19 protein-coding genes are annotated in these 21,752 nt (G+C 69.0%); 4 read left to right on the top strand and 15 right to left on the bottom strand.

The window, feature by feature from the left end; genetic code table 11:
• Window positions 1–38: 38 nt before the first annotated feature.
• From ACGFJ2_RS34405 to ACGFJ2_RS34445, 9 genes are all read right to left on the bottom strand, one after another.
• Entirely contained in the window at window positions 39–1,139 is a 1,101-nt protein-coding gene (locus ACGFJ2_RS34405) for a bifunctional lytic transglycosylase/C40 family peptidase (protein WP_357944127.1), read from the bottom strand.
• Complete coding sequence (locus ACGFJ2_RS34410) at window positions 1,136–1,765, bottom strand: hypothetical protein (RefSeq protein ID WP_357944126.1); 630 nt, start codon at window positions 1,763–1,765, stop codon at window positions 1,136–1,138. The genes ACGFJ2_RS34405 and ACGFJ2_RS34410 overlap by 4 nt, the downstream gene beginning before the upstream one ends.
• A gap of 2 nt (window positions 1,766–1,767) precedes the next feature.
• On the bottom strand, window positions 1,768–4,071 hold the full coding sequence (locus tag ACGFJ2_RS34415) for a type IV secretion system protein (RefSeq protein WP_393475416.1): 2,304 nt from the start codon (window positions 4,069–4,071) through the stop codon (window positions 1,768–1,770).
• The gene (locus ACGFJ2_RS34420; RefSeq protein ID WP_357944122.1) at window positions 4,068–6,548 is read right to left on the bottom strand and encodes an ATP-binding protein; all 2,481 of its coding nucleotides are present in this window, start codon (window positions 6,546–6,548) and stop codon (window positions 4,068–4,070) included. Before ACGFJ2_RS34420 ends, ACGFJ2_RS34415 begins: the two co-directional genes overlap by 4 nt.
• A 47-nt stretch (window positions 6,549–6,595) precedes the next feature.
• Window positions 6,596–9,385 (bottom strand): TcpE family conjugal transfer membrane protein, encoded by a 2,790-nt coding sequence (locus tag ACGFJ2_RS34425; RefSeq protein ID WP_393475419.1) that lies wholly within the window; start codon window positions 9,383–9,385, stop codon window positions 6,596–6,598.
• Between the two features lie 56 nt (window positions 9,386–9,441).
• Window positions 9,442–9,687 (bottom strand): hypothetical protein, encoded by a 246-nt coding sequence (locus ACGFJ2_RS34430; protein ID WP_357652102.1) that lies wholly within the window; start codon window positions 9,685–9,687, stop codon window positions 9,442–9,444.
• Between the two features lie 81 nt (window positions 9,688–9,768).
• Window positions 9,769–10,521 (bottom strand): conjugal transfer protein, encoded by a 753-nt coding sequence (locus ACGFJ2_RS34435; protein WP_358179265.1) that lies wholly within the window; start codon window positions 10,519–10,521, stop codon window positions 9,769–9,771.
• A gap of 629 nt (window positions 10,522–11,150) precedes the next feature.
• Entirely contained in the window at window positions 11,151–11,450 is a 300-nt protein-coding gene (locus tag ACGFJ2_RS34440; protein WP_357944116.1) for a hypothetical protein, read from the bottom strand.
• A gap of 168 nt (window positions 11,451–11,618) precedes the next feature.
• Window positions 11,619–12,941, bottom strand: a complete 1,323-nt coding sequence (locus tag ACGFJ2_RS34445) for a helix-turn-helix domain-containing protein (RefSeq protein WP_393475423.1) — start codon at window positions 12,939–12,941, stop codon at window positions 11,619–11,621.
• Between the two features lie 171 nt (window positions 12,942–13,112).
• On the opposite strand from ACGFJ2_RS34445, the gene ACGFJ2_RS34450 reads away from it, so the two are divergent.
• Window positions 13,113–13,328, top strand: coding sequence for a hypothetical protein (locus tag ACGFJ2_RS34450; RefSeq protein WP_357944112.1), 216 nt, complete (start codon window positions 13,113–13,115; stop codon window positions 13,326–13,328).
• Window positions 13,325–13,675 carry a hypothetical protein gene (locus ACGFJ2_RS34455; protein ID WP_357944110.1) on the top strand — a complete coding sequence of 117 codons (351 nt, stop codon included), beginning with the start codon at window positions 13,325–13,327 and terminating at the stop codon, window positions 13,673–13,675. Before ACGFJ2_RS34450 ends, ACGFJ2_RS34455 begins: the two co-directional genes overlap by 4 nt.
• Here the strand turns inward: ACGFJ2_RS34455 and ACGFJ2_RS34460 are convergent.
• From ACGFJ2_RS34460 to ACGFJ2_RS34480, 5 genes are all read right to left on the bottom strand, one after another.
• Window positions 13,656–15,161: an ATP-binding protein gene (locus ACGFJ2_RS34460; RefSeq protein WP_363989687.1), complete on the bottom strand. Its 1,506-nt coding sequence runs from the start codon at window positions 15,159–15,161 to the stop codon at window positions 13,656–13,658. The genes ACGFJ2_RS34455 and ACGFJ2_RS34460 overlap by 20 nt on opposite strands.
• A 750-nt stretch (window positions 15,162–15,911) precedes the next feature.
• Window positions 15,912–16,331 (bottom strand): type II toxin-antitoxin system VapC family toxin, encoded by a 420-nt coding sequence (locus tag ACGFJ2_RS34465; protein WP_357944108.1) that lies wholly within the window; start codon window positions 16,329–16,331, stop codon window positions 15,912–15,914.
• A complete protein-coding gene (locus ACGFJ2_RS34470; protein ID WP_357944107.1) occupies window positions 16,328–16,561 on the bottom strand; it encodes a toxin-antitoxin system in 234 nt (77 codons plus the stop codon). Before ACGFJ2_RS34470 ends, ACGFJ2_RS34465 begins: the two co-directional genes overlap by 4 nt.
• A gap of 340 nt (window positions 16,562–16,901) precedes the next feature.
• Window positions 16,902–17,978: a redox-regulated ATPase YchF gene (gene ychF, locus ACGFJ2_RS34475; protein ID WP_357944103.1), complete on the bottom strand. Its 1,077-nt coding sequence runs from the start codon at window positions 17,976–17,978 to the stop codon at window positions 16,902–16,904.
• Between the two features lie 11 nt (window positions 17,979–17,989).
• Window positions 17,990–18,763 (bottom strand): hypothetical protein, encoded by a 774-nt coding sequence (locus tag ACGFJ2_RS34480; RefSeq protein WP_393475428.1) that lies wholly within the window; start codon window positions 18,761–18,763, stop codon window positions 17,990–17,992.
• Between the two features lie 164 nt (window positions 18,764–18,927).
• Here ACGFJ2_RS34480 and ACGFJ2_RS34485 point away from each other — a divergent pair, with 164 nt between their 5' ends.
• Window positions 18,928–20,130, top strand: coding sequence for a DNA recombination protein RmuC (locus ACGFJ2_RS34485; protein WP_393476281.1), 1,203 nt, complete (start codon window positions 18,928–18,930; stop codon window positions 20,128–20,130).
• A 14-nt stretch (window positions 20,131–20,144) separates the two neighbouring features.
• Window positions 20,145–20,654: a DUF6542 domain-containing protein gene (locus ACGFJ2_RS34490; RefSeq protein WP_357944099.1), complete on the top strand. Its 510-nt coding sequence runs from the start codon at window positions 20,145–20,147 to the stop codon at window positions 20,652–20,654.
• A gap of 52 nt (window positions 20,655–20,706) precedes the next feature.
• On the opposite strand, the gene ACGFJ2_RS34495 is transcribed toward ACGFJ2_RS34490, so the two are convergent.
• Complete coding sequence (locus ACGFJ2_RS34495) at window positions 20,707–21,672, bottom strand: 4-hydroxy-3-methylbut-2-enyl diphosphate reductase (protein WP_358448842.1); 966 nt, start codon at window positions 21,670–21,672, stop codon at window positions 20,707–20,709.
• Window positions 21,673–21,752: the final 80 nt, after the last annotated feature.

Genomic DNA, 21,752 nt, shown 5'->3' on the forward strand with positions numbered 1-21,752 from the left:
CCACCACGACCATCATCACGCCGTCACCACGATCACTGTCATAGTGCGGCATTCTGCAGCTTCTTGAGCTGTTCGAGCACGTCGGGGTTCTGTAACGGACGGGTGAAACCCATAATATTGCCGCGCGCTTGATACGTCGTCACCTTGATCGGCCCGCACAGCGTGCAGCGGGCCTCCACCATCTTGCCCTTCGACACGATCATTCCGACGTGCCCGGGGTTGTCCGGCCCCGTGCCCGGCCCGGCGTTGAAGAACACCAGGTCACCCGCCTGCTCGTCACCCTGCGGGATCTTCACGCCGAACGGCCACTGCCCGAACGTGGTCCGCGGGATCGACAACCCGGCCGCCCGGTAGGCGGCGTAGATGATGCCCGAGCAGTCGAAGGCGTCCGGCCCGGTCCCGCCCCACAGGTACGGCTTGCCGCGCTGGGCCAGCGCGAACTCCAGGATCTTGGCCACCACGTCACTCGGCGCGGCCTCGACCAGCGGATCGTCACAGGCCTCGTCGGCCTGCGGCGGCACCTCGACGTCACCGGACTTGGCGTAGCCCTTGGCGATCTGCTCGACCTGGTCGACGTACCACCAGGCGCGGTTGTAGATGAACAGCGCCTGGCGTACCTTCTCCGGAGCGCCGTTGCGCTTGAGCATCTTCGCGGCGCCCAGGATCGCGTCGGCGGGGTTGTAGATGTCGCCCACGCCGTCACCGTCGCCGTCGGAGGCGTACCCGTTGAACTTCGACGACATCGCGATCCGCGCCTTGCCGCCCCACGTGCCGATCAGGAACTGCATCGGCCCGGCCGCGCCCGCGTAGTTGGTGCCGCTCTTGACGCCCGCCATGTTCGAGCGGCCGTGGTCGGTCTCGCGCTTGCCGACGGCGGCCAGGATGTTCCACTGGACGCCGATCTTCGTACCGAACTTCTTGTAGAGCTCCAGATAGTCGGCCGGGATGTCGGAGGCGCCGGTGTCGGACACCTCCTGCACGGGCGTGTCGCCGTTGACGCAGTCGGTACGGGCGGTGCTTCCGCTGCCGAGGAAGGACGGGATCGAGGTCATGAGCATCGGCGACATGATGACGACGGCGAGAAGCAGCACCCCGGCGGCTCCGACCGCCAGGGCGACGCGAGCGCGGGAGGTGTTCACCCCTGGGTGTCTCCGTCCTGGCCCGCGTCGGCGGGTTGCAGGTCGAAGACCCGCCAGTCGGCGCCCATCTGACTCACTGTGACCGCGTAGTCGTCCACGACCTGCTTGTTGCCGCTCTTGGCGGTGATCTGCTGCGTGCCGGTCACCACGAAGATGACGGACGACTTCTCGACCTGCCTGATCTCCTTCATCTTGGCCGTCCCCGCCGCCACGAGCTCGTCGGCGCGGTCGCGCTCGACGGTGCCGGGCGAGGTGCGCGTCCTGGCGAGCACGTTGCCGAACTCGGCCGTGGTGAACACCTTGACCCGGTCCACATAGGCCGAGGGCTCCTCGTCGTAGCGGAACGTTCCGTACGCGGCGGTGAACCGCTCGGCCAGGTCGGACGCCGCGGCGAGCTGCTCCTTGGTCATCGGCAGGTAGGAGTAGATGTCGAACGGCTTGCCGCTGGCGGTCGCCAGCGGCTTGCTCGGCGCGGCCGGTGAGACGGTCGTGGTGTGGCCGGCGGGCGCCTTCCCTGCGTCCGGTTCGCCGGAGTCCGGCCACATCGTCAGGTAGATGCCGACGGCGGCGATGACCACCACGATGGCGGCGAAGGCGACGCCCCGCCTGTCACCAGGCTGCGCCATGATCAGTCCCTGTCCGGATTGCTGGGCTTGAGCCAGAACGGCACGGACGGCTCGCCCTCACCGGAGCCGCTGCCACGGCGGCTGCTCGGCAGCCAGAGCGGCGGCGCCTCCGAGGAGCGGCCCTTCGGCTCGTCGGCCGGGCGCCGACCGCCCGAACCGCCACCACCGAACATCCCGCCGCCCGACGACCCACGACTCGCCGACCGGGACCCGCCAGAGCCGCCGGACCCACCCGAGCCACCCGAGCCACCCGAACGACCGGAGCCACTCAGCCAGGATCCACCCGACCCTGACCCGCCCGACCTGGAGCCGCCAGAACCGCCAGAACCGCCGAACCGCGTGCCACCCGACCTGGAGCCACTGGAGCCGCCCGCGCCACGACGTGACGCCCAGCCACCCCCGGAACCTCCACCGAACCAGCCACCTCCACCGGCCCCGCCACTCCCCGCACCGGCGCTCCCGGCACCGGCACCGGCACTCCCAGGACCGGCGGCGGACCCGCCTGACGGCCGCGCTCCACCAGGCGATGGAGTACCACGGGTGCGGGTCGGCGTGCCACTCAGGTTGAGCGGCGGCGCGGCCCCGGCCCGCGGCGCGGGAACCTGCCGGCCTGCGGCCTTCCCGTCCTGCTTGTCGGTGTTCAGCGGCGCCGCCGTGGCGGGGACCCGGGTGCCGGACGCGGCCACGCCCTCCGCGGCCTCCTGCCCACGGGCCCGCCCCTGGGCGACCGTGGACGCCGCCGCCGCGGTGCCCGCCGACGCGCCCATCGCGGCCGCCTGGATGAGCGGCTCGGCCTTACGCGCACCCCAGCGGCCGATCCTGGCCGCCGCCACCGGCGGCAGCGCCGAGGACGACCGCTCGAGTACGGAGGAGGACGCGGCGTCGCCGAGCATGCGCGTGGTCAGGGTGTGCCCGTTCATCGAGGCGAACAGGTGCTGGAACGGCCGCCGGTAGAAGAACACCGCGATCGTCAGCAGCGCCATGAACAGGATCTGCAGCCCCCACGGCATGGCGGTCGAGATGATCAGCGCATAGCCGTAGACCAGCACGCCGAGCACGAGCGCGAGCACGGCCTGCCGGAGCAGCGTGCCGATCAGCATCTCCACCCAGCGCATGGCGATGATCCGCCCGCTGCCCGGATGCACGCCGATCAGCAGGAACACCGGCCCGAGTATGAGCAGCAGCAGGAAGCCGACCTTCAGCACCAGCAGCGAGACCGCGACCAGGAAGATGAGCACCCCGGCGATCAGGGCGGCGATCAGCGCGCCGATGGCCACGCCGAGCCTGCTGGTCCAGTCACGGCCGGAGAAGATCATGTAGCGGGAGTCGTTCTTGAGCTTCTCGGCGATCTCGGCGTACTTGGCCTGATGCGCGCCGACGTCCGGCGCCGGTTGGTTGGCCGTCGCGGCGGGGATCGACTGGGTTTCCAGCATCGTACGGCCGAAGTCTCGCACGATCGGCTGGTTGGGGTCGGCGGTGCCGAACAGGCCCATCAGCCACGGCTTGCAGACCAGCGTGGACCACAGCGCCTCGGCGTTCTGGTCGACCCCGGGCGTGCCGGTCTGGCCGTAGCCGCCCGCCTTGACCTGCGGGTTCGTCTGGCCGGGGCCGGGCAGGCAGGAGGCGCCGCCCGCGCCGGGCAGGCCGGAGAAGGCGGAGTTGACGACCTCGCCGGTCTTGTCCGTGACGATCGTGCCGAGGCCGGTGAAGTCGCCGGGTCGGCTGAAGAACCAGGTCGCGACCGTGACCGCGAGCACCATCCAGATCACGCCTTCGGCGGTGGTGGTGGCCCGCTTGCGGATCAGTCCGTACCAGGCCAGCCAGATCGCGCCGAGGATGACGAGCGGCCGGAGCAGCGGCCAGTACATGGCGTTGGACAGGTTCGTCACGATGTCATCGACCACGTCCTTGATGGACTGCAGCGGTCCTTCCGTGGCCGCTGCCTGGTAGGTGGTGATGGTCACCCGGTCGATCGCCTTGGCCCACAGGAAGATCGTGTTGGCCCAGGTGTTGCCGAGCACCGCGGCGAAGTCGGAGCAGCCCAGGTCGTAGGTGTGCCAGAACTGGCCGCTCATGCCGAACTGGGCGTAGTTGGTGGTCGGCGCCGCCGGCGCGCCGCCCTCGGGGACGGGCGGCTGCATCATGCCGTCGGAGCCGCTGCCGATCACCTCGGGAGCGAGCGCGCCGGACAGGTCGCAGGGGGCCGCGGCGGCGGGTGAGAGCGAGCCCACCACGATCGGCACCACGAGGATGCCCACGAGCAGGGCCAGAGCGAGCGCGAGCCGCCTGGGTAGCCGGATCTTCATGACCGCACCTCCTGCGCTCTGCCGCCCACTCCCCCTTGAAGATCATGATGCCCGTTGTCGCTGGGTTTGTCGTGTGTCGGATTGGTGTCGAGCCAGCGGAGCAGGTCTTCGGAAATCAGGTCTACTCCGATGCGGCCCGCCCTGCCATCCAGATCACGGAAAATGCATTCGCCGTTGCCGAGCGATCTCAGCACCGCCTTGTGCTCTTCCGATGCCTCCACGCCCAGCAGGGACATCACGTGATCGACCTCCACCCGCTCGGTGGACCTGAACGCGAAGACCGAGGACAGACAGTTGGTGACCTGCTCGTTCAGCAGGTCACCGGCATTCTGTGAGACGAGCACCAGCGCGGTGTTGCGAGAACGACCCATGCGGCTGACCTCCGGCACCAGCTTCGCACCCTCGGGCGTGGACGTGATCGCCCATGCCTCGTCCAAGAAGATCGCCTTGGGCGCGCGGCGGTCCAGGCTGTTCATCAGCCGCCGGGCGAACTGGGAGACCAGGTAGAGCAGCGCTACCGACAGCCGCTGCTCGTAGGAGTAGTCGTCGCGGCCCGTCGCCACGTCGGGCAGCGTCAGGCCGCCGAGCGTGAACACGGTCGTCCAGCCCTCGGTGTCGACCTGGTCGCCTCCTGAGGGGTCGAAGCAGAGTTTGGCCAGCCGCATCTCCGACATGGAGCGAAGCACGGCGCCGAGGTTCTTGGAGGCGGCGTCCGTGGACTGCTCCAGGAACTCCACCACCTTGCCGAGCGACGGGTCCACGCCGTTGGACACGGCCGCGACGGCCTGGATCATGGCCGACTCGCGTTCCTCCGACATTCGGGGCAGCAGCAGGCGCAGCGTCTCGGTGGCCATGGTCTTCTTGGCCGCGATGTCGTCGCCGAACGAGAACGGGTCGAGCAGGCCGGGCGCGGCCGAGCCGAGCGGGATGACGCGGGCCTTGCGCTCGCGCTTCTGCAGCAGTTGCACCAGCGACTCGGCGTCGCCCTTGGGGTCGATCACGGCGACGGTGACGCCGCGCAGCGCCATCTGGTAGATCATCAGCAGCGCGAGCGTGGTCTTGCCGCCACCGGGCTCGCCGGTGATCGCGATGGCCGTCGGCCGGTTGCGAGTGGCTGCGACCAGCGGGTCGAAGTGCACGATGCTGCGGGCCCTGCCGACGGTCTCCCCGATGTACGGCCCGAGCCAGCCCTCGCTGCCGTCGCCCAGCCGGTCGCCCAGGTCCACGGTCGCCGTGGCCATGCCGCCGGCGATCGTCCGCAGCGGCTGCCGCTGGGCATAGGCGTTGACCCTGACCTTCTCGCCGGGCAGCGCCTCGCAGAACAGCGAGAACTGGTCGCCGGTCGAGTTGACCACGTCGATGCCCATGTCACGGTAGTGCTCGACGACCGCTTCGACCCGTTGTACGCACATGTCCTCGGTCGGGGCCGACACGATCAGCCGGTGCCAGCCGTACACGAAGGGCAGCCGCTCCTTCGTGATGCCGTGCTCCAGCATGCGGGCCGCGTCGATCTGCTCGGCGAGCGCGAGCGGCGCCTCCGCGCCGGCCTCGCGGATGTGGATGTCCATGTCGCGCGCGTGCGCGAGCTTGCGCGCGACGTCCTTCGACGCCTTGACCGGCGGGATCAGCCGCATCCTCGACGAGACCTCGACGGGGAAGGGCAACTGGTCGGCGAAGTGCAACCACGGCTCGCCGTCCGGGAACGGCATGATGTCCGGGAAACGGGCGAACGACAGGTGCGCGACATAGGAGTCACCCTGCGGCTGCACGATGCGCAGCAGTGACCTGCCGTTGTGGATCTCTCCCTCGACCAGCGACTCGATCTCGCCCTTGCCCCAGCGCCGCTTCGGGCTCGCAGACGGCGGCGGATCGCCGAGCGCGCCCGCGGCCGAGTGCTGGAACAACCACGCCACCTCCACGGAGGTGGCATGCCTGGCATAGAGGGCGCTGGAGGCGAGTGCCCGGCCCAGCCGTTCGGCCTGCTCGGTCCATCTGCCGATCTCGCCCTCCGGCACATGGTCGTCCTCGAGCCCGAGTGCCTTCTCCGTACGCTGGTAGAAGCCGAACAGCTGCCCCAGCACGCCAGCGCCCACCTGCTTGCCCCGGGGGCCGAGGCGGACACCGATGTAGACCTCCTTGGACCAGAAGTCCTTGGCCCATACGTGCCGGTACATCTCCTCCAGATAGTCGCGCCAGCCCGACCCCTCGTCGGAGGTGGCGTTGAGCGCCATCGCCCATTCGGCCGCGGGATAGGTGCGGTGGGCGACCCTCAGGTGTACCTCGGCGTCGGGCATCCGGATCGTGGCCAGCGCGATCGTGATGTTGGTGGCCAGCGCCTCACGCTCTTCGGGCGTGACGAACTCATAGCTGATCGTCGGAAGTCGGAAATACGCCCATGCGCAGGTGTTGGTGAGCAGGATGCGGTCGTCGAAATAACGGACCGCCAGGCGCTGATGCGCTCGGGACCCCCTGCTCATGCCGCCCCCTCGGCGCATGAACAAGTCAGACCTGCTCGCATGTTCACTTATCGCTCACCGATTCTCGTGCCCGGGGGGTCACTCGCCAACTCCTCTTCGCTCGGACGGACCGTCTGTGCCGCAAAGCCCGCGACCACGACCCCGGCGAGGGCGAGGTACGCCCGCCGCCCAGCCGGGCGCAACTGCCCAGGATCGACCACCCCGTCGCCGCCCGGCGCCAGGTCGTCCTCCCAGGGGACCCTGACGATGGCCCGGCACCTGCCGCTGGCCACCGACTCCGCCTGCTCGACATCGGCCATCGAACGCCTGCTCACGCCGTTGACCACCATGACCGCCCGCCTGCGCAGGTCCGCGCAGCCGTGCCCGTCGAGCCACTCGTACGTCATCGCCACCGCCTCGGGCGCCTCCTCACTCGCGGGGACCACCAGGACCAGCTGGTCGGCGTACGGGAGCACGCGAGCCGCGAGCGCGGCGGCCGGGTCCAGGACGGCCAGCTTGTAGTGCCGGTCGAGCAGGTGCATGGCCTGGCCCAGCCGGTGGTCGGAGAACAGCGTCCGGTCGGACAGCCGCTGCTCGGCGTCCGCGTCGGTGTCGGCGCCGATCACCTCGAGCCCCGACCCGGTGCGGGTGGTGTAGCCCCGCATGGTCAGATAACCGCTGACCCGCTCCAGCCCCGCCAGCAGCGAGGCCAGCGTCTCGGGGGTCTCCGGGTCGATCCTGCTGGTCAGGGTGTTGCCACCGATGTTGGCGTCGATGGCCACGACCCGGTCGTCGCGATATTGGGCGAAGGTGTGCCCCAGCATCAGCGCGGTCGTGCTCTGCCCGGCGCCACCGGTGCAGCCGAGCACGACGACCCGGCGACTGCCGCTGAACACCGCCCTCGTCCGGGCCTCGTCGATCTCCGATCCGTCGGTCCGCACGCTGCCGCCGCCGACGACCACCTGCGCGATCCGCCGCCAGCCACCGGAGTCGCGGCCGACCACGGACTCGACCCGCCGCACCCGCTCGCCCGGCGTGGGCCCCTGGGTGATCTGCCTGGCCGCGGGCGGCCGCACGGCCTGCTCTCTCTGCTCGCTCTGCTCACTTTCGAACGGCCCGATGCCCGCTGCCTCGTCCGCGTACGCCCTGCTAACCGCCGCCTCGTCCGCATACGTCCCGCTGTCGCGGTCGCTTGCCGACGCGGCTCGCTCGCCCTTCGCGGGGCCGTGCTCCTGACGGGCCCGCTCACTCTTGGCGGGGCCGATCTCGTGAACCGACGCGGTGGTCTCGGGCCCTTGGAGGGACGCGGTGGTCGCGGGCTCGTCGCGTCCCACGGGAGCCGTCCCGGCCCTCTGGGCCTCGTCGTCGCGCGTCACCGGCCGGATGAACCGCACCGGCTTGCTGTCGGGGCTGAGCGGCGGCCAGAGCCGTTGCACATCCGGGAACACGAGCGGCGGGCTCTGCCTGGGCGGCTTCCCCTTCCTGTGCTGGTCACGCGCCACCTCGTCCACCCCGGCCGCACGCACCTCCTCGGGACCGGCAGCGCGCACCTCCTCGGGCCCGGTCGCGCGCTCGTCCTCGCGACCGGCGCCGTCGGCCGATCGCGATCCCTCACTCCGGCCCATCCCCGAGGACCCGCCCGCCTCCGCCGCTCCACCGGCCATCGCCTCACGAGAGGCGGCTTCGCTGTGCGGCGCCTCAGCGCGGGTCACGTCTTCGGAGTGGATCACGTCAGAGGGGGTCGCGTCAGAGGGGGCCGCCTCGGTGGACGCCGTCGTGTCGGCGCTCACCGCCACAGACGGGACCGCCCTGGCGTGGGTCGTCTCAGCCCGAGTCGTCTCAGCGCGGGTCGACTCGCTGGACACCGTCGTGTCGGCGCTCGCCGCCAACCTGCGCAGTCGCCGCAGCGCCTCCGTGTCGATCGGCTTTCCGGCCGTACGGGCGACGTCTTCTCCACTCCTGTCGACCGGTTTCCCAGCGACCCGGGCGCCATCGTCGCCGCCGCTGTCGACCGGCTTCCCGGCCGCCAGGACGACGTCTTCGCCGCCCTCGTCCCCCTGTACGGCGATCAGCGGCCGCTCCGTAGGCCGTGAGCCGCTCTCAGCGGCCCTGCCCGCTCTTGGCCCCACACCCGATGTCTTGTCCGCCGACGACCCCGCCTGGGCCGGCCGTGAGCCCATCGCGAGTGTCTTGTCGGGGCGTACGGAGGGCTCAGGCTGAAGTGCCGGCGGCTGGACCGCGAGCTCGGCACCCAGGGCGGGCGCGGTGCCGCGGCGCGTGACCGAACCCCAGCCGGGACGGGCGGGCCTGGGCTCGGCGACCGGAGCCTGGGCGGCCGCCGCGGCGGCGGCCGCGACCGCGGGGCGGACCTGGCGCGGGCCGGTAACCGGCTCGGCGCCGACAGACCGCCTGGTCTGGGTGGCGAGCTCCAGCTCGGCGCGGCGCCTGCGCTGGGGCTGGCGGGCCTTGCGCGGCGCCTTGACCCGCTTGGGCGTGACCCGCCAGACACGTCCCGCGAAGGTGACCGTCTCGGGCTCGGAGGTCGGCGCCATCCGGCACCAGGCCCGCGGCTCGCCCACGTAGCGCAGCTGCGACTGCAGGAGCTCGGTCAAACGCTTGCTCTCGATCACCGGGCGGGTGGACAGCCAGGTGACGACACCCGGTGGCACCAGGTAAAGCACGTGCCATGGTGCGGCGAAAGGGATGTGCAGGAGCATGAGGAGCAGGGACCATGGAGCCAGCACGCCGACGAACACGCCGATCCACACGATCGGGAGGGGCATCGGCAACCGTAGGTCGTACAGCTTGTAGAGCCGCTTCTCAATTCGCCAAATATTGGTATACGTGGGCAGGTCCACGCGGTCCTCCTCTCCACCCGCTCGTACAATGACCGCCCTTGAGCGGTCTCAACCCTTTACTTGATGCCCAGTGCTCCCGCGATCGCCTTCGCCGTCACCTCAATGATGTTGGGCACGTAGAAGATCACGCCGATGGCGATGGCCAGGATGAGGAACTGCACGAACCTCGTGATCTCGCGCGTGAAGAGGAAGAAGAGCGCGACCACGGAGACGACGACAAGGAAGAGCGGGGCGAAGAAGGCCCGCAGGAAGTTGGCGAGCCCCTCGGAGTCGATGCCGGTGGGGGCGGGCGTTGGCGTCATTTCGATCAGGTTGAGCACTATCGTTTTCAAGATCACTTCTTTGTCCTCCCGGGGGTACCGATCAACAGGGCGTTCGTGCGTCTACCCAACGGCCCGACCGGCACCGCGGATGTCGTCGACGTACCATTTGTCGCCCTGCTTCTCGACGGTGAGGCGATATGCCTGCTCCAGGCGGGCGCCGACCGCGTTGGCGTCGGCGGCGTCCGGTTCGGCCGACGGCGTCGCGCCGCTCGGCACGCTCCACACCACGACCACCTGGATCTCTCGAGTGGCGCCCCCCACAGGCACCACGATGTCCTTGAGCTCGGCGAAGGTGAAGGCGCCGCCGAAACTCGCGATGCTCTTGCCCGGGGCGACATAGCGCTGCAATCCCGTCGTGTCGCCTGAGCCGTAGTTCTTGAAGAAGTCCTCCAGCTGCGGCTTGAGCTCGGCGGCGACGGCGTCGTCGTTCTCGGGCTTGGCGAGCTGGGGCAGATCCGCCCGGCCGGGCGCGGGCAGTATGGCGGGCCGGCCGGAGACGACGAAGCTGCCGCCGTCGTCGGCCGAGTAGTAGATCGGGACCGACAGCATCATCCGGCGGGAGCCCGACTGGAAGGCCACGGTGACGATCGCGTCGCTGGCGCTGGTGGCCTCGATGTCGTAGGGCTGGATCGCGACGGCGGCCAGCTTGCCATTGCCGTCCCAGCCCATCTGCTGATCCATGCCGTCCGCCAGGAACGCGGCCAGCTTGCCCGCCCTGCTCTGCGCGTCGGCGGGAGTGAAATTCAGATAGACGCCGGCGAACTGGGCCGCGAACGCCATGCCGCGGTCGGCCGGGAATCCGTGATTGGCCACGGGCGCCTCATTCGGAGCCGCCGCGCCACTCTGAGTAAACCTCTCAAATGGGGCACGGACCCCATTAACCACGATAACTATGATAAGCGCCCAAAGAACGATTCGGCCGGTCCACACCAGCCATCTCCCGCCGGCGCCAGACCAGCCGCCACGGCGCGGCCTGCGGGCAGGCGACACGTCGAAGTCGGCCATGTCATGGCGAGCCGAAAGCTCGGGGTCGCCAGGGATCCGAGGACCCTGCTGGACGGTTGACCTACGAGCCATCACGCCTCCGCTCGCGCCGATCCCCCGGGCTGGCGCGGTGTCGTCCGTTGCCGATCCCCATCATCCGCGGTGAAGCAGTCACCCTACCGGTCTCCGCCATTGTTCCAGGAAAGCCACGCCCATGCTGCAGGCATCGCCGTCCATGGGCAAACCAGGTTGTGTATGCCACGCTGGAGTGCCAACTCTTGTCACTTCCCCTGCCAAATGGGCATTTGACCAGGCCAGAGGCCGGTAATGGCATAGCCCTGCGGCCACGGATTCCTGTCCAAACCAGCCATGGACTCTCTTTGACCTGCGGAATTGGTATAACACGCGAACGGCCGCATGCCCGCCAAGGGGCCTGCGGCCTGGTGCGTGGCGCGCCCTCAGGCAGGCTCTGGGTCCTGTCCCAAGTCGCGCCGTCTCCTGCTACGTAGATCGACCACCGTGGGCGCCACCGACCGCTCCAGCGAACCACGCAGGCCTTCGAGCATGGCGGCGGCGTCCTGCCCGCGCACCCGCATGGCGAGCTCTTCGCGCTCGTCCACTTTCCTGCGCAAGTACGCCTCGCGATTGACGCGCAGACCGTACATGAGCTCGACCCGCAACAGTGCGAGCTCCTCTTCGAGGCTGATGCCCGCCAGTGAAGGTGCGGGACGTCGTTTCCGGATGATGCGACGGATCATGAGGGCCCTCCCGAGTCAGCGTAAACGCTGTGACGATTCGACGCGTAGGGGCCCAAAGTGGTTGACAACTCACTTATCCAAGAATCAGCCGTTGACGCAGAACTCCCGGCCGCGGTTCGTCCACCCCCGGCCGGCCATCGACCAGCGGGGCGTCGTCGTGTGTCCGGCTCAGGCCGACCGGCCACTCACCGCCAGGGCGCGCAGTTCCCGTGCCGAAGACAGAGCGCGGGCCTTCTCCGGCAAGGCGTCGATGATCAGATGGGCCGCTGAGATCACTCGGGTATCGCGTCGCTCAGGGGGTATTGCGTCGAGGAGTCGCAACCCCCGACGCGTGCCCTCGGCGGGATCGGTGCGGGCGTGGAGCGCGGCGCCATAGAGCGCGAGCAGGGTCGCTGTGCGATGCCCCGCCGGATAGAGGCTCTCGGCCGTATGGCGGGCATCCTCGGCGCGCTTGGCGTCCCCCGCGAGAGTGTAGATGAGCGTTCGGTCGTACCACAGCGTACGGCCTTGATCTGAGCCTCCCGAGGAAGGCAGCCGCTCGTATGTCTCCTCAGTGCGGCGTAGCGCGGTGATCGCCTCAGCGTGGCGCCCGACCATCGAAAGGATCATAGCCTCGGTTGCGAGAGCGGCCACGAGTGGCGCGCTTGGGGCATCTCCCGCGAGACGACGTGCTTCCCCCGCCACGAGAAGCACACTGTCGAGATCCTCACCCTGATCATATAGCCGGTAGCCCGCCTCCCAGCCTCTCAGCCACGACGCCAGGAGGTCATCACCGGACCGTTCGCTCAACTGCCGGGCTTGTGCCCACCAGCGCTGCGCCTCGCGGCGGTTACCCAGGTCGAACCACTTGCCACCGATCAGGGCCGCGTGACGCGCGGCGGCATGGGAGAGGTCACGTTGTACGGCATCGGGTTGAGCGCGGCCCAGATGAGGGGCCATGTCGGTGTAGTCGACCGCGAGCGCGGCGAGAACGACGGCGGGCGGATCGAAGCGCGCTCGCTGCTCGTGGACATCGGCGGCATCTTCCCAGTCGTCGATCATCCCGCGTGACACGCTCGCGCCCGGCAGCGGCCGTCGCGTGATGGCCAGCGCATCGGTCAGCGAGGTCAGCACGGGAGCCAGCGCACCTACAGCGGCGACGGCAGCCGCATTCCGCATCAGTCGTCTGCGCTCCACATCCTCACCCTCATCCCGCGTTGAGGCGTTTGCTTGGACGGTACCCCTTCGTAGCCGATCGGACTCGGCCATGGCCGCACGAAGCGCCCGGGTCACCAGTTCGCCCCCGGCGCCGAGTTCGGCGTCAAGGGCCGTGATCGCCTCGACAGGCGGGCGATTCTTCCCCTGCTCCCACTTGGCGATCAATGAGTAGTCCCATCGAATCCGCCCGGCAAGGTCACGCAGGCTCAGTTCGTGCCGTTCGCGCCATGTCCGCAGAGCACTGCCGAACTCCTGCCAGGTCGTTGAAATCGTCGATGTCGATTGTCTGATCACGTCTGCCTCGCGATCCGTTGCACGCGTTGCACCGACCCCAGGGCAACGCTACGTGTCTTGTCCAACACGCTGAGTCGCTTCAACTATGGCACCAGTCAGCGCTACGTAAAGCGGAACCCCGCAGGCGGACAGGCCATACGGGGTTCCTTGATCGCACAGGAGCTGCGACCCATGGACGATGCTAAGACCGCTACGCCCGAACCGACGATTCCCGGTTGGCGGCTGATCCTCAGCGACAGGGGCCGCTTCTGGGCCGTCCGCCGCGAGGCGTTCCCTCCGGACGCGTTGCGCGCAGGGGCGGAACCCACTGTGGACGCCGACACCTTCGACGCGCTGAAGGTCGAGGTCGCCCGGCAGGAAGAGATCGCCGAGCGGGTGATCTCATGATCCGGCGACGCCCTGCCCGCGCCCCCGGCCGCCACCGTAAGGGCCAGGCTCACACGAAGGCGTACCGCCGCCTGTGGGATGGCCCGGCCCGCGCCGAGGCCGAACTACTCGATCAGGCATGGCCCGGCTGGAGCGTGCTCTACAGTCTCGGCAACCGCCGTTTCTACGCCATAGCGGCCTGGCCGGCACCGAGGCCGTTGATCGTCGAAGACGACACTCCAGAGGGCTTGGAGGAGCGGATGCGCGAGGCAGAGTCGGCCTTCACCTGGTACGCGCCCCCCATCCCTCCCCAGAGCAGGCACGTCCGAAGACCGGCCACTCTGGAGCTCAGCTGCCATAGAGGGTGAGCAGATCGACCAGGAGGAGGTCGTCACGGCGGTCGGCCAGTTCGACCAGGTCGGGGTGGAAGCCGTGCAGAGAGTACAGGGCCAGAGTGGTGGCAGCAGTGTCATGCCCCTGATCTGCGAGCAGGGCACGGATACGTTCCAGGCGCTCCAGGTCACCGGTCCCTCGGCGAGCGACTGTCGCCTTGGCCTCACCGAGGAGCGCGATCCTCGCCCGAGGGGCCTGCGGGCGCTCGCCGGCGGCCAAGGCGATGACATCGACCTCGTGCTTCGTACGGGCGGCCTGGTCGGCGACCTCGGTGGTGCCGACCGGGCCGGGCAGTCCACCGGGCAGCAGGGTGTGGGCGTAACGGCGGGTGAAGTCACGGGCCAGGTCCTCGAAGTGCGGTCCGAGGATCTTGGAGTTGAAGGTCGGAGCGGCCTGCTGCCACACCTGCTCGGCGAACCCCTGCTCGACGGCGGCGGCCTGCGGGAGGGTGATGAGCTGGTTGAAGCGGATAACGGGGTCGGCGAGGGTGATGACGGGGTGCCTGGAGCGGAGGATGTCCTGTTCGCGCCGGATGTAGCCGGTGGATTCCAGCACTCCGAGGGGGTAAGCGACGGCGTTGCGCGGGCGCTCCAGGGCAGCACCGATCTTGCTGGGGGTGCTGGCACCCCGCGCGATCGCAGTGAGGATGTCGTAGTACAGGGTGTGCTGCGTGATCCTCGGGTCCTCGCGCAGCAGGTACTCGGTCTCGGCGCGGGAGTACACCGCACGCCCCGGATCGAGCAGCGTCCGGGTCAGCCAGGCGTCGAAGCCGTCGTCCGGATGCGGACGGGCGGCCACCGGCCGGTAGCCCGGGGCTCCGCCGAGGACCGCGTGCACCTTCAGCGCAGTCAGCGGGTCATCGATCCGCCAGAAGTCCCGGCTGGCCCGGTAGCCGAAGGCACCCAGCCGTAGATCGACCACCGCACGGCCGCGCAGCGGCTTGGTCCCCGAGAGAAGTTCGTGCATGACGCTCATCGCGGAGCCGCACAGGATCAGCCGCGGGCCCGGCCCGGCACCGGGCCGGGCACCGCGCTGGCGCTCGTCGTAGAGCTGTTGCAGCAGTCCCGGGATTTCGGGCGAGTGCTGGAGCAGGTACGGCAATTCATCGATCACCAGGAGCGGGTGCGACGAACGGGCGGTCACATCAAGGGCATTGGACAGGACGTCACGCCAGTCGGTCAGGCGCAAACTCCCCGGCCGCAGGCCGGCGTGGGTGGCGACCGCGTCACTGAACCGCCGGATCGCGGGCAGCCGCCCTTCCTCCCGCACGGCTGTGACATACAGGCCGCCGACCTGCTCGGACAGTGCCTGCAGAAGGTACGACTTCCCATGCCGCCGCCGCCCGGACACGATGCCGAGCCGCATCGCCGGGTCCGGATCGGTGAGGAACTCCGCGAGTAGATCCCACTCCCGGTCCCGATCGACTACGTCGTCCGGCTTGGACGGCAGGCCCTTCGTCACTCACCCTCCCACATCTCGGCTGCGACGGAATATGTCTAACTCTACTTCGACGCAATCCGTCGTTGTGGGATTCACCCCTGAGCCGCGACAGCCCAGGGGCGGAGAATCCGGCGGGATGCCGCGACCGAGGGAAACCCCGGGGTTCAGGGCCCATCACACCCACCGAGCCCACGCGCTTCGGGGGCGGGCTCGGGCAGCGGCGACGGGGTTCCAGGGTGGGAAATCCGCCGCTCAAAGCTGACAAGCGGTCAGCAATTCGCCAGGGCCGTAGGCGGCATCGAGCCCCGGACAGTCGACTCCGCTGCGCGAGACAGCCACGACTGGAACGGGTTCGTCGGTAAGCACGGCGCGGTGCCGGCGAAGGGCTGCCAGGCCGACCTCCACACAGGTTACTAACATCGATGTTAATAGAGCAGCCCCGCCAGTTGTCGTTCACGGTCACGAGTCATAAAGGTCAGGCATCTCAGCACGGGAAGAAACCAGAGGCCCAACCCCGGAGAGTCGGACTCCTTCTGACCACCATATTTGCCGGATAAGCGACATGGTGGTGCGTCACCCGCTACACGTTGAAGCGGAACTCCACCACGTTCCGTGGGAGGACATGAAACGCTACAAAACACCCTCAAAAACCAGCGCAAATTAATGTTTCCGCATGTCAGGCGGCAAACCCATCAAAGGTTGAACCGGAACGCGACTCTGGAATTTTCCGCCAAGGAGCGTGCCAGCGTCGGGCGCAGCGAGGGAGCCAGCTCAGTCTGTCCATGGGTCGAGCAGTTCGATTCCCGTCTGCACGAAGTCCTTGATGTTGCGGGTCGCGCACGCGGCCTTGTGGGACCGGCAGATCGCAGCGATCTGGGCGTCTGCCGTGCTGATGGGCAGTCCGGCCTGTTCGCGCACAACGAGGACGTCGGCGTAGTGCGCTGCCGCCTCTTCGTCGAACGACAGCACTGCTCTGGTCTCCCGGTAGGGCTGCAGCGCGAATTCAATCGTCGCGCTTAGCGCCGACCTGCGCTTGCTGTCTGGGAGACGGCGCACGCCGGCCAGAAGCTCGGCGAGCGTGACGGAGGTGATGGCCACATCGCCGGCGAGAGACTCCAGCCATGCCACGACGCGGGCATCGGGCTTCGGTCGGAAGATCTCCGAGATGACGTTCGTGTCGAGGACGATCACTCGAAGTCCACCGCTCGCGCGACGTCGCTGCGCTCAGGGATAACGAGATCGTCGATCCCGCCAGCCTCCTGCGCGGCCCGCATGAGCGCCAGGCCGATGTGGGGCCGGCGCGCGGCCTTCGTAAGGATGTCGCGGACCTCGGCTTCCATGGAGCGGCCATGCTCCTTCGCCTGAACGGCGAGCTGCTTCTTTACGGACTCCTCGAGCCCGCGGACGACGATGGATGACATCAGAACCACCTCCTCAGCCGATATCAGCCATGATAGCACTCGGGTCGTATCAACCAACAGTGAATCGGCTGACCGCCGCGCGGGCCCCTCTCAGTGGCGAGCGACCGGACTCAGGAACCGACTCCGCGCGCGACCAGCCACTCCCGTGCGCTTCTGGCCGTGGAGCGGAGCTGCGGATGCTCCTGCACAAGTGAGGTGGAAGACCACATCCCGGCCGCGTGCAGCCCATAGCCGCTAACCCCGCGCGCTGACCGAAGTCAGCACGCTGCGGACTCTGCGCCGACCGCAAAGGCCGCCCAACCCACTCCGCCACAGGTCAGACGGACTTTCGCCACACGTATTAGACGTTGAAGCGGAACTCCACGACGTCTCCGTCACGCATGACGTAGTCCTTGCCCTCGATGCGGGCCTTGCCCACCGAGCGGGCGCTGGCGATGGAGCCCGCCTCGACCAGGTCGTCGAACGAGACGACCTCGGCCTTGATGAAGCCGCGCTGGAAGTCGGTGTGGATCACGCCGGCGGCCTCGGGCGCGGTGGCGCCCTTACGGATCGTCCAGGCCCTGGTCTCCTTGGGCCCGGCCGTCAGGTAGGTCTGCAGGCCGAGCGTCTCGAAGCCCACTCTCGCCAGCTGCGACAGGCCGGACTCCTCCTGGCCCACCGATTGCAGCAGCTCCAGCGCCTCCTCGTCGTCGAGCTCGACCAGCTCCGACTCGATCTTGGCGTCGAGGAAGACCGCCTCGGCCGGGGCGACCAGGGTGGACAGCTGCTCCCTGAGCGCGGAGTCGATCAGCTCGTCGGCGTCGAGGTTGAACACGTAGAGGAACGGCTTGGCCGTCAGCAGGTGGAGCTCACGCAGCTCCTCACGGTCGAGGCCGCTCTCGAAGATGGTCTTGCCGGTCTCGAGCACGGCCAGAGCGGCCTCCGCGGCCTCCAGGGCGGCCTTCTTGTCCTTGTTGTGGCGCGCCTCCTTCTGCAGGCGCGGCACGGCCTTCTCGACGGTCTGCAGGTCGGCCATGATCAACTCGGTGTTGATGGTCTCGATGTCGCGCTTGGGGGAGATCTCGCCGTCGACGTGCGTGACGTCGGGGTCGGTGAAGACCCGGATCACCTGGCAGATCGCGTCGGTGTCACGGATGTTGGCGAGGAACTGGTTGCCCCGCCCCTGCCCCTCCGAGGCGCCCTTGACCAGGCCGGCGATGTCGACGAACTCCACCTTGGCGGGCAGCACCTTCGCCGAGGAGAAGATCTCGGCCAGCTTGGGCAGCCGGTCGTCGGGCACGCCCACGATGCCCACGTTGGGCTCGATGGTGGCGAACGGGTAGTTCGCGGCTAGCGCGTTGCCGGTCTTGGTCAACGCGTTGAACAGCGTGGACTTGCCGACGTTGGGCAAACCGACAATGCCGATGGAGAGGCTCACGTTCGCCGAGTTTACTTGCTCACAAGACTCAGGCAGGTCACGGGCCGATAGGCGCCCCGAGCCTCCAGGTAGCGCTCGGAGCTGCCCGGGCAGCTCGCGGCGGACTCGGCGAAGGCGGTCACCCGGGCCCAGGCCCTCGGCGACGCGCAGGCGACCCGGTCGATCGCCGACCTGGTCACCGCGCCGGGGCCCGGCTCGGCCACGCACATCCCCCGGCCGAGCACCTTGCCGCCGCGGCCCAGGCAGATCACGGCGTCGCCGGACGGTGTGCCGGGTGCCGGACCGCCCAAAGTCAGCGTGTCGAGCGTGGTCGCGGGGCAGCTCGACGGTGAACGGACGAGGGCGACGGCTCTGCCGTACCAGCCTGATCCCGAACACGGCCGCTCGCGGCCGTCGAGCGCGACGCAGTCGCCCGGTCTGAGCACTCCCCCGCCACCGCCCGGCGCGCCGGGGTGCGGTTCGAGGAAGTTACGTACGCAGGCGGCGCGCCCTCCGTCGATGCGCAGGACGTCGTCGACGTCGTTGGGGCAGGCGCCTGGCCCCGGTGGGTCGGCGGACAAGGCGACCACCTCGGCGTCGCCGCCGTTGCAGGGCGTCAGGTCGTAGCGTTCGGCGGATCGGCGTACGCACGCGCCGGCCTCCCACCGCAGCGCCGGCCGGGGGTTCAGGGCGGCGACGGGGCGCGGGGAGCCGGCGCGGACGACCACCACCGCCAGCGCGACCACGCCGGCCGCCACGGCGAGCGCCGCCACGAGCGACAGCGTCGGCCGCCATCGGGTAATCATACAAGTACTGTGGGTGACTGATGATGAGGCGCACAAGCGGAATGCCCAAGCGTGTCGGAGAGATCCGCGATCGATGACCTGCAATCATCGTTGGAGTGGACAGCGAAGGAGTGGATGTCGTCTCGCTTCTCATCGGCCTCGCCGTTGGGTTGGCCATCGGGTTCATGATCGCCCGCACCCGGGCGGCGGTGCGGCTGGCCGAGTCCGACGCCAAGGCCAGATCGGCCGCCGACAAGCTCGTCTACGTCGAGGAGCAGCTCGCCGAGCGCTTCCAGGCGCTGTCCACCCGGGCGCTAGACGTCAACAACCTCCGCTTCCTGGAGCTGGCCGAGACGCGGCTGGCCGCCAGCCGCGCCGAGGCCAGCGGCGACCTCGACCAGCGCAGGCAGGCGGTCGAGCACCTGGTCGAACCACTGAAGGACGCGCTCACGCGGGTGGAGGCCCAGCTGCGCGACACCGAGTCGGCCCAGCGCGCCGGCCGGGCGGAGCTGGCCAAGCAGATGGAGTTCGTCCGGCAGAGCAGCGCGGAGCTGCGTTCGCAGACCACGGCACTGGTCCGCGCGCTGCAACGGCCCGAGGCCCGTGGCCGGTGGGGCGAACTGCAGCTGCGCAGGGTCGCCGAGATCGCCGGGATGCAGCGCTACTGCGACTTCGACGAGCAGGTCACCGAGGGCGCCATGCGGCCCGACATGATCGTGCGGCTGGCCGGCGGCAAGAACATCGTGATCGACTCCAAGGTGTCGCTGGCCGCCTATCTGGAGGCCGCGGAGGCGTCCGACGACTCGCTGGCCACCGTGCGGCTCGACGCGCACGCCAGGCACGTACGCGAGCACGTCGACCGGCTGGCCGCCAAGACGTACTGGCAGGGGTTCAACCCGTCGCCGGAGTTCGTGGTGCTGTTCATCCCCGGTGAGGCGTTCCTGGCGCCCGCGCTGGAGCGGGATCCGGCGTTGCTGGAGTACGCGATGACGCGCCGCGTGCACATCGCCACCCCGACCACGCTGATCACGATGCTGCGCACCGCCCAGTACGCCTGGCAGCAGGCCGCGCTGAGCGAGAACGCGCGCGCGGTGTTCGAGCTGGGCAAGGAGTTGTACGAGCGGCTCTCGTCGCTGGGCAGGAATGTCGAGTCCCTGGGCAAGTCCCTGACCCGGGCCGTCGAGGCGTACAACAAGACCGTGGGATCGCTCGAAAGCCGCGTACTGGTCAGCGCGCGCAAGCTGCACGATCTGGGCGTCGTCGACGGCGAACTCGACGCTCCGGAGATGCTGGAGGGCCTGCCCAGGCCGCTGGCCTCGCCCGAACTGCTGGAAACCTCGTCTCTGATCTCGCACGCGAACGGTAAGTTGGCCAACGGGTCGCAGTAAGGGGGCGGGGGCCAATGAGTGAGAGAGGCAAGCGATCAGCCGTCAGGCTGACCGCTCGCGGTGCCATCGCGCTCGCCTTGATCGCCACACTGGCGGCCTATGTCGTGGCCGCCGTGATCAACCTGCCTATCGTGGTCGGGCCGGTGTTCGTGGTGGCGAGCCTGCTCGGCGTGCTCCTGGTCAACCCGCGCGAGCTGCTGTCGCTGGTGGTGACGCCGCCGCTGGTGTTCTTCGTCGCGACGTTCTTCGTCGAGCTGGGCCGGGCGTTCGGCGCGCTGTCGATCATGCAGTCGCTCCTGGTCGGCCTGTTCAGCTCGTTGTCGCGCGGGGCGCCCTGGCTGTTCGCGGGCTCGGCGATCGTGCTGGTCGTCGCCTGGCGTCGCGGGCTGCGCGACAACGTACGGGATCTGCGCGAGGAGCTGCGGGCGGGCGCCGAAGCGCCACGCCCGCGCCAGTCGTTCGTACCGGAGCCTGAGGGCTACTTCGAGCCCAAGGTGTACGGCACGGCGCGCACCGAGGAGTGACCAGGCCCCCGGGCACGCCCGGGGACGCTGACGAGGCTACGCGCGCCCGAGGTCAGGAGGCTCGGAGGTCCTTGCGGAGCTCGTGCGGCAGCGCGAAGCGCACGCTCTCGTGGACCGGCTCGACCTCCGCGACGTCGTCGAACCCGTGCTCGGCCAGCCGGGCCAGCACCTCGGCGACCAGCTCCTCCGGCACCGAGGCGCCACTGGTCACGCCGACCGTGGTCACGCCCTCGAGCCACTCGTCACGGATGAAGGTGGCGTTGTCGACCAGGTAGGAGGCGTCGGCGCCGTAGTCCTTGGCCACCTCGACCAGGCGCTTGGAGTTGGAGGAGTTTTCCGACCCGACCACGATGACCAGCTGCGACTCGGCGGCGATCTCCTTGACCGCGACCTGGCGGTTCTGCGTCGCGTAGCAGATGTCGTCGCTGGGCGGGTCGATCAGCGTGGGGAAGCGTTCCTTGAGTTTGGCCACCGTCTCGTTGGTCTCGTCGACCGAGAGCGTGGTCTGCGACAGCCAGACCAGCTTGGACGGGTCCTTGACCTGGATCCGGTCGACGGAGTCGAGGCCGTCGACGAGCTGGATGTGGTCGGGCGCCTCACCGGCGGTGCCCTCGACCTCTTCGTGCCCCTCGTGTCCGATCAGCAGGATGTCGTATTCCTGACCCGCGAACCTCTTTGCCTCGTTATGCACCTTGGTGACCAGCGGGCAGGTAGCGTCGATCGTGCGCAATCCGCGTTGCCTGGCCTCGTCGTGCACCGCGGGCGAGACACCGTGGGCCGAGAACACCACGATCTCGCCCTCGGGCACTTCTTCGGTCTCCTCGACGAAGATCGCGCCTCTGGCCTCCAGCGTCTTGACCACGTGCGTGTTGTGGACGATCTGCTTACGCACGTAGACGGGCGCACCGTACTGCTCCAGGGCTTTCTCGACCGCCACCACGGCTCGATCGACTCCGGCGCAGTAGCCGCGTGGCCGGGCAACGAGCACTCGGCGGGAAGTGGGGGTCTGGGGCTCCATACTTCTTATGCTACGTGGAGCGGCCAACAGGCCCGCGCGTGCGTGGTTGCCCGCCGTGCCAGACTGGCCGTCCAATACAG

The organism is Nonomuraea sp. NPDC049028 (assembly GCF_043197735.1).
Classification (GTDB): Bacteria; Actinomycetota; Actinomycetes; order Streptosporangiales; family Streptosporangiaceae; genus Nonomuraea.

Coding starts and splice junctions, on each gene's coding strand:
- ACGFJ2_RS34410 (WP_357944126.1), bottom strand. CDS start 1,765: ATGGCGCAGCCTGGTGACAGGCGGGGCGTCGCCTTCGCCGCCATCGTG.
- ACGFJ2_RS34415 (WP_393475416.1), bottom strand. CDS start 4,071: ATGAAGATCCGGCTACCCAGGCGGCTCGCGCTCGCTCTGGCCCTGCTC.
- ACGFJ2_RS34420 (WP_357944122.1), bottom strand. CDS start 6,548: ATGAGCAGGGGGTCCCGAGCGCATCAGCGCCTGGCGGTCCGTTATTTC.
- ACGFJ2_RS34430 (WP_357652102.1), bottom strand. CDS start 9,687: ATGACGCCAACGCCCGCCCCCACCGGCATCGACTCCGAGGGGCTCGCC.
- ACGFJ2_RS34440 (WP_357944116.1), bottom strand. CDS start 11,450: ATGATCCGTCGCATCATCCGGAAACGACGTCCCGCACCTTCACTGGCG.
- ACGFJ2_RS34450 (WP_357944112.1), top strand. CDS start 13,113: ATGGACGATGCTAAGACCGCTACGCCCGAACCGACGATTCCCGGTTGG.
- ACGFJ2_RS34455 (WP_357944110.1), top strand. CDS start 13,325: ATGATCCGGCGACGCCCTGCCCGCGCCCCCGGCCGCCACCGTAAGGGC.
- ACGFJ2_RS34470 (WP_357944107.1), bottom strand. CDS start 16,561: ATGTCATCCATCGTCGTCCGCGGGCTCGAGGAGTCCGTAAAGAAGCAG.
- ACGFJ2_RS34480 (WP_393475428.1), bottom strand. CDS start 18,763: ATGATTACCCGATGGCGGCCGACGCTGTCGCTCGTGGCGGCGCTCGCC.
- ACGFJ2_RS34485 (WP_393476281.1), top strand. CDS start 18,928: ATGATCGCCCGCACCCGGGCGGCGGTGCGGCTGGCCGAGTCCGACGCC.
- ACGFJ2_RS34490 (WP_357944099.1), top strand. CDS start 20,145: ATGAGTGAGAGAGGCAAGCGATCAGCCGTCAGGCTGACCGCTCGCGGT.
- ACGFJ2_RS34495 (WP_358448842.1), bottom strand. CDS start 21,672: ATGGAGCCCCAGACCCCCACTTCCCGCCGAGTGCTCGTTGCCCGGCCA.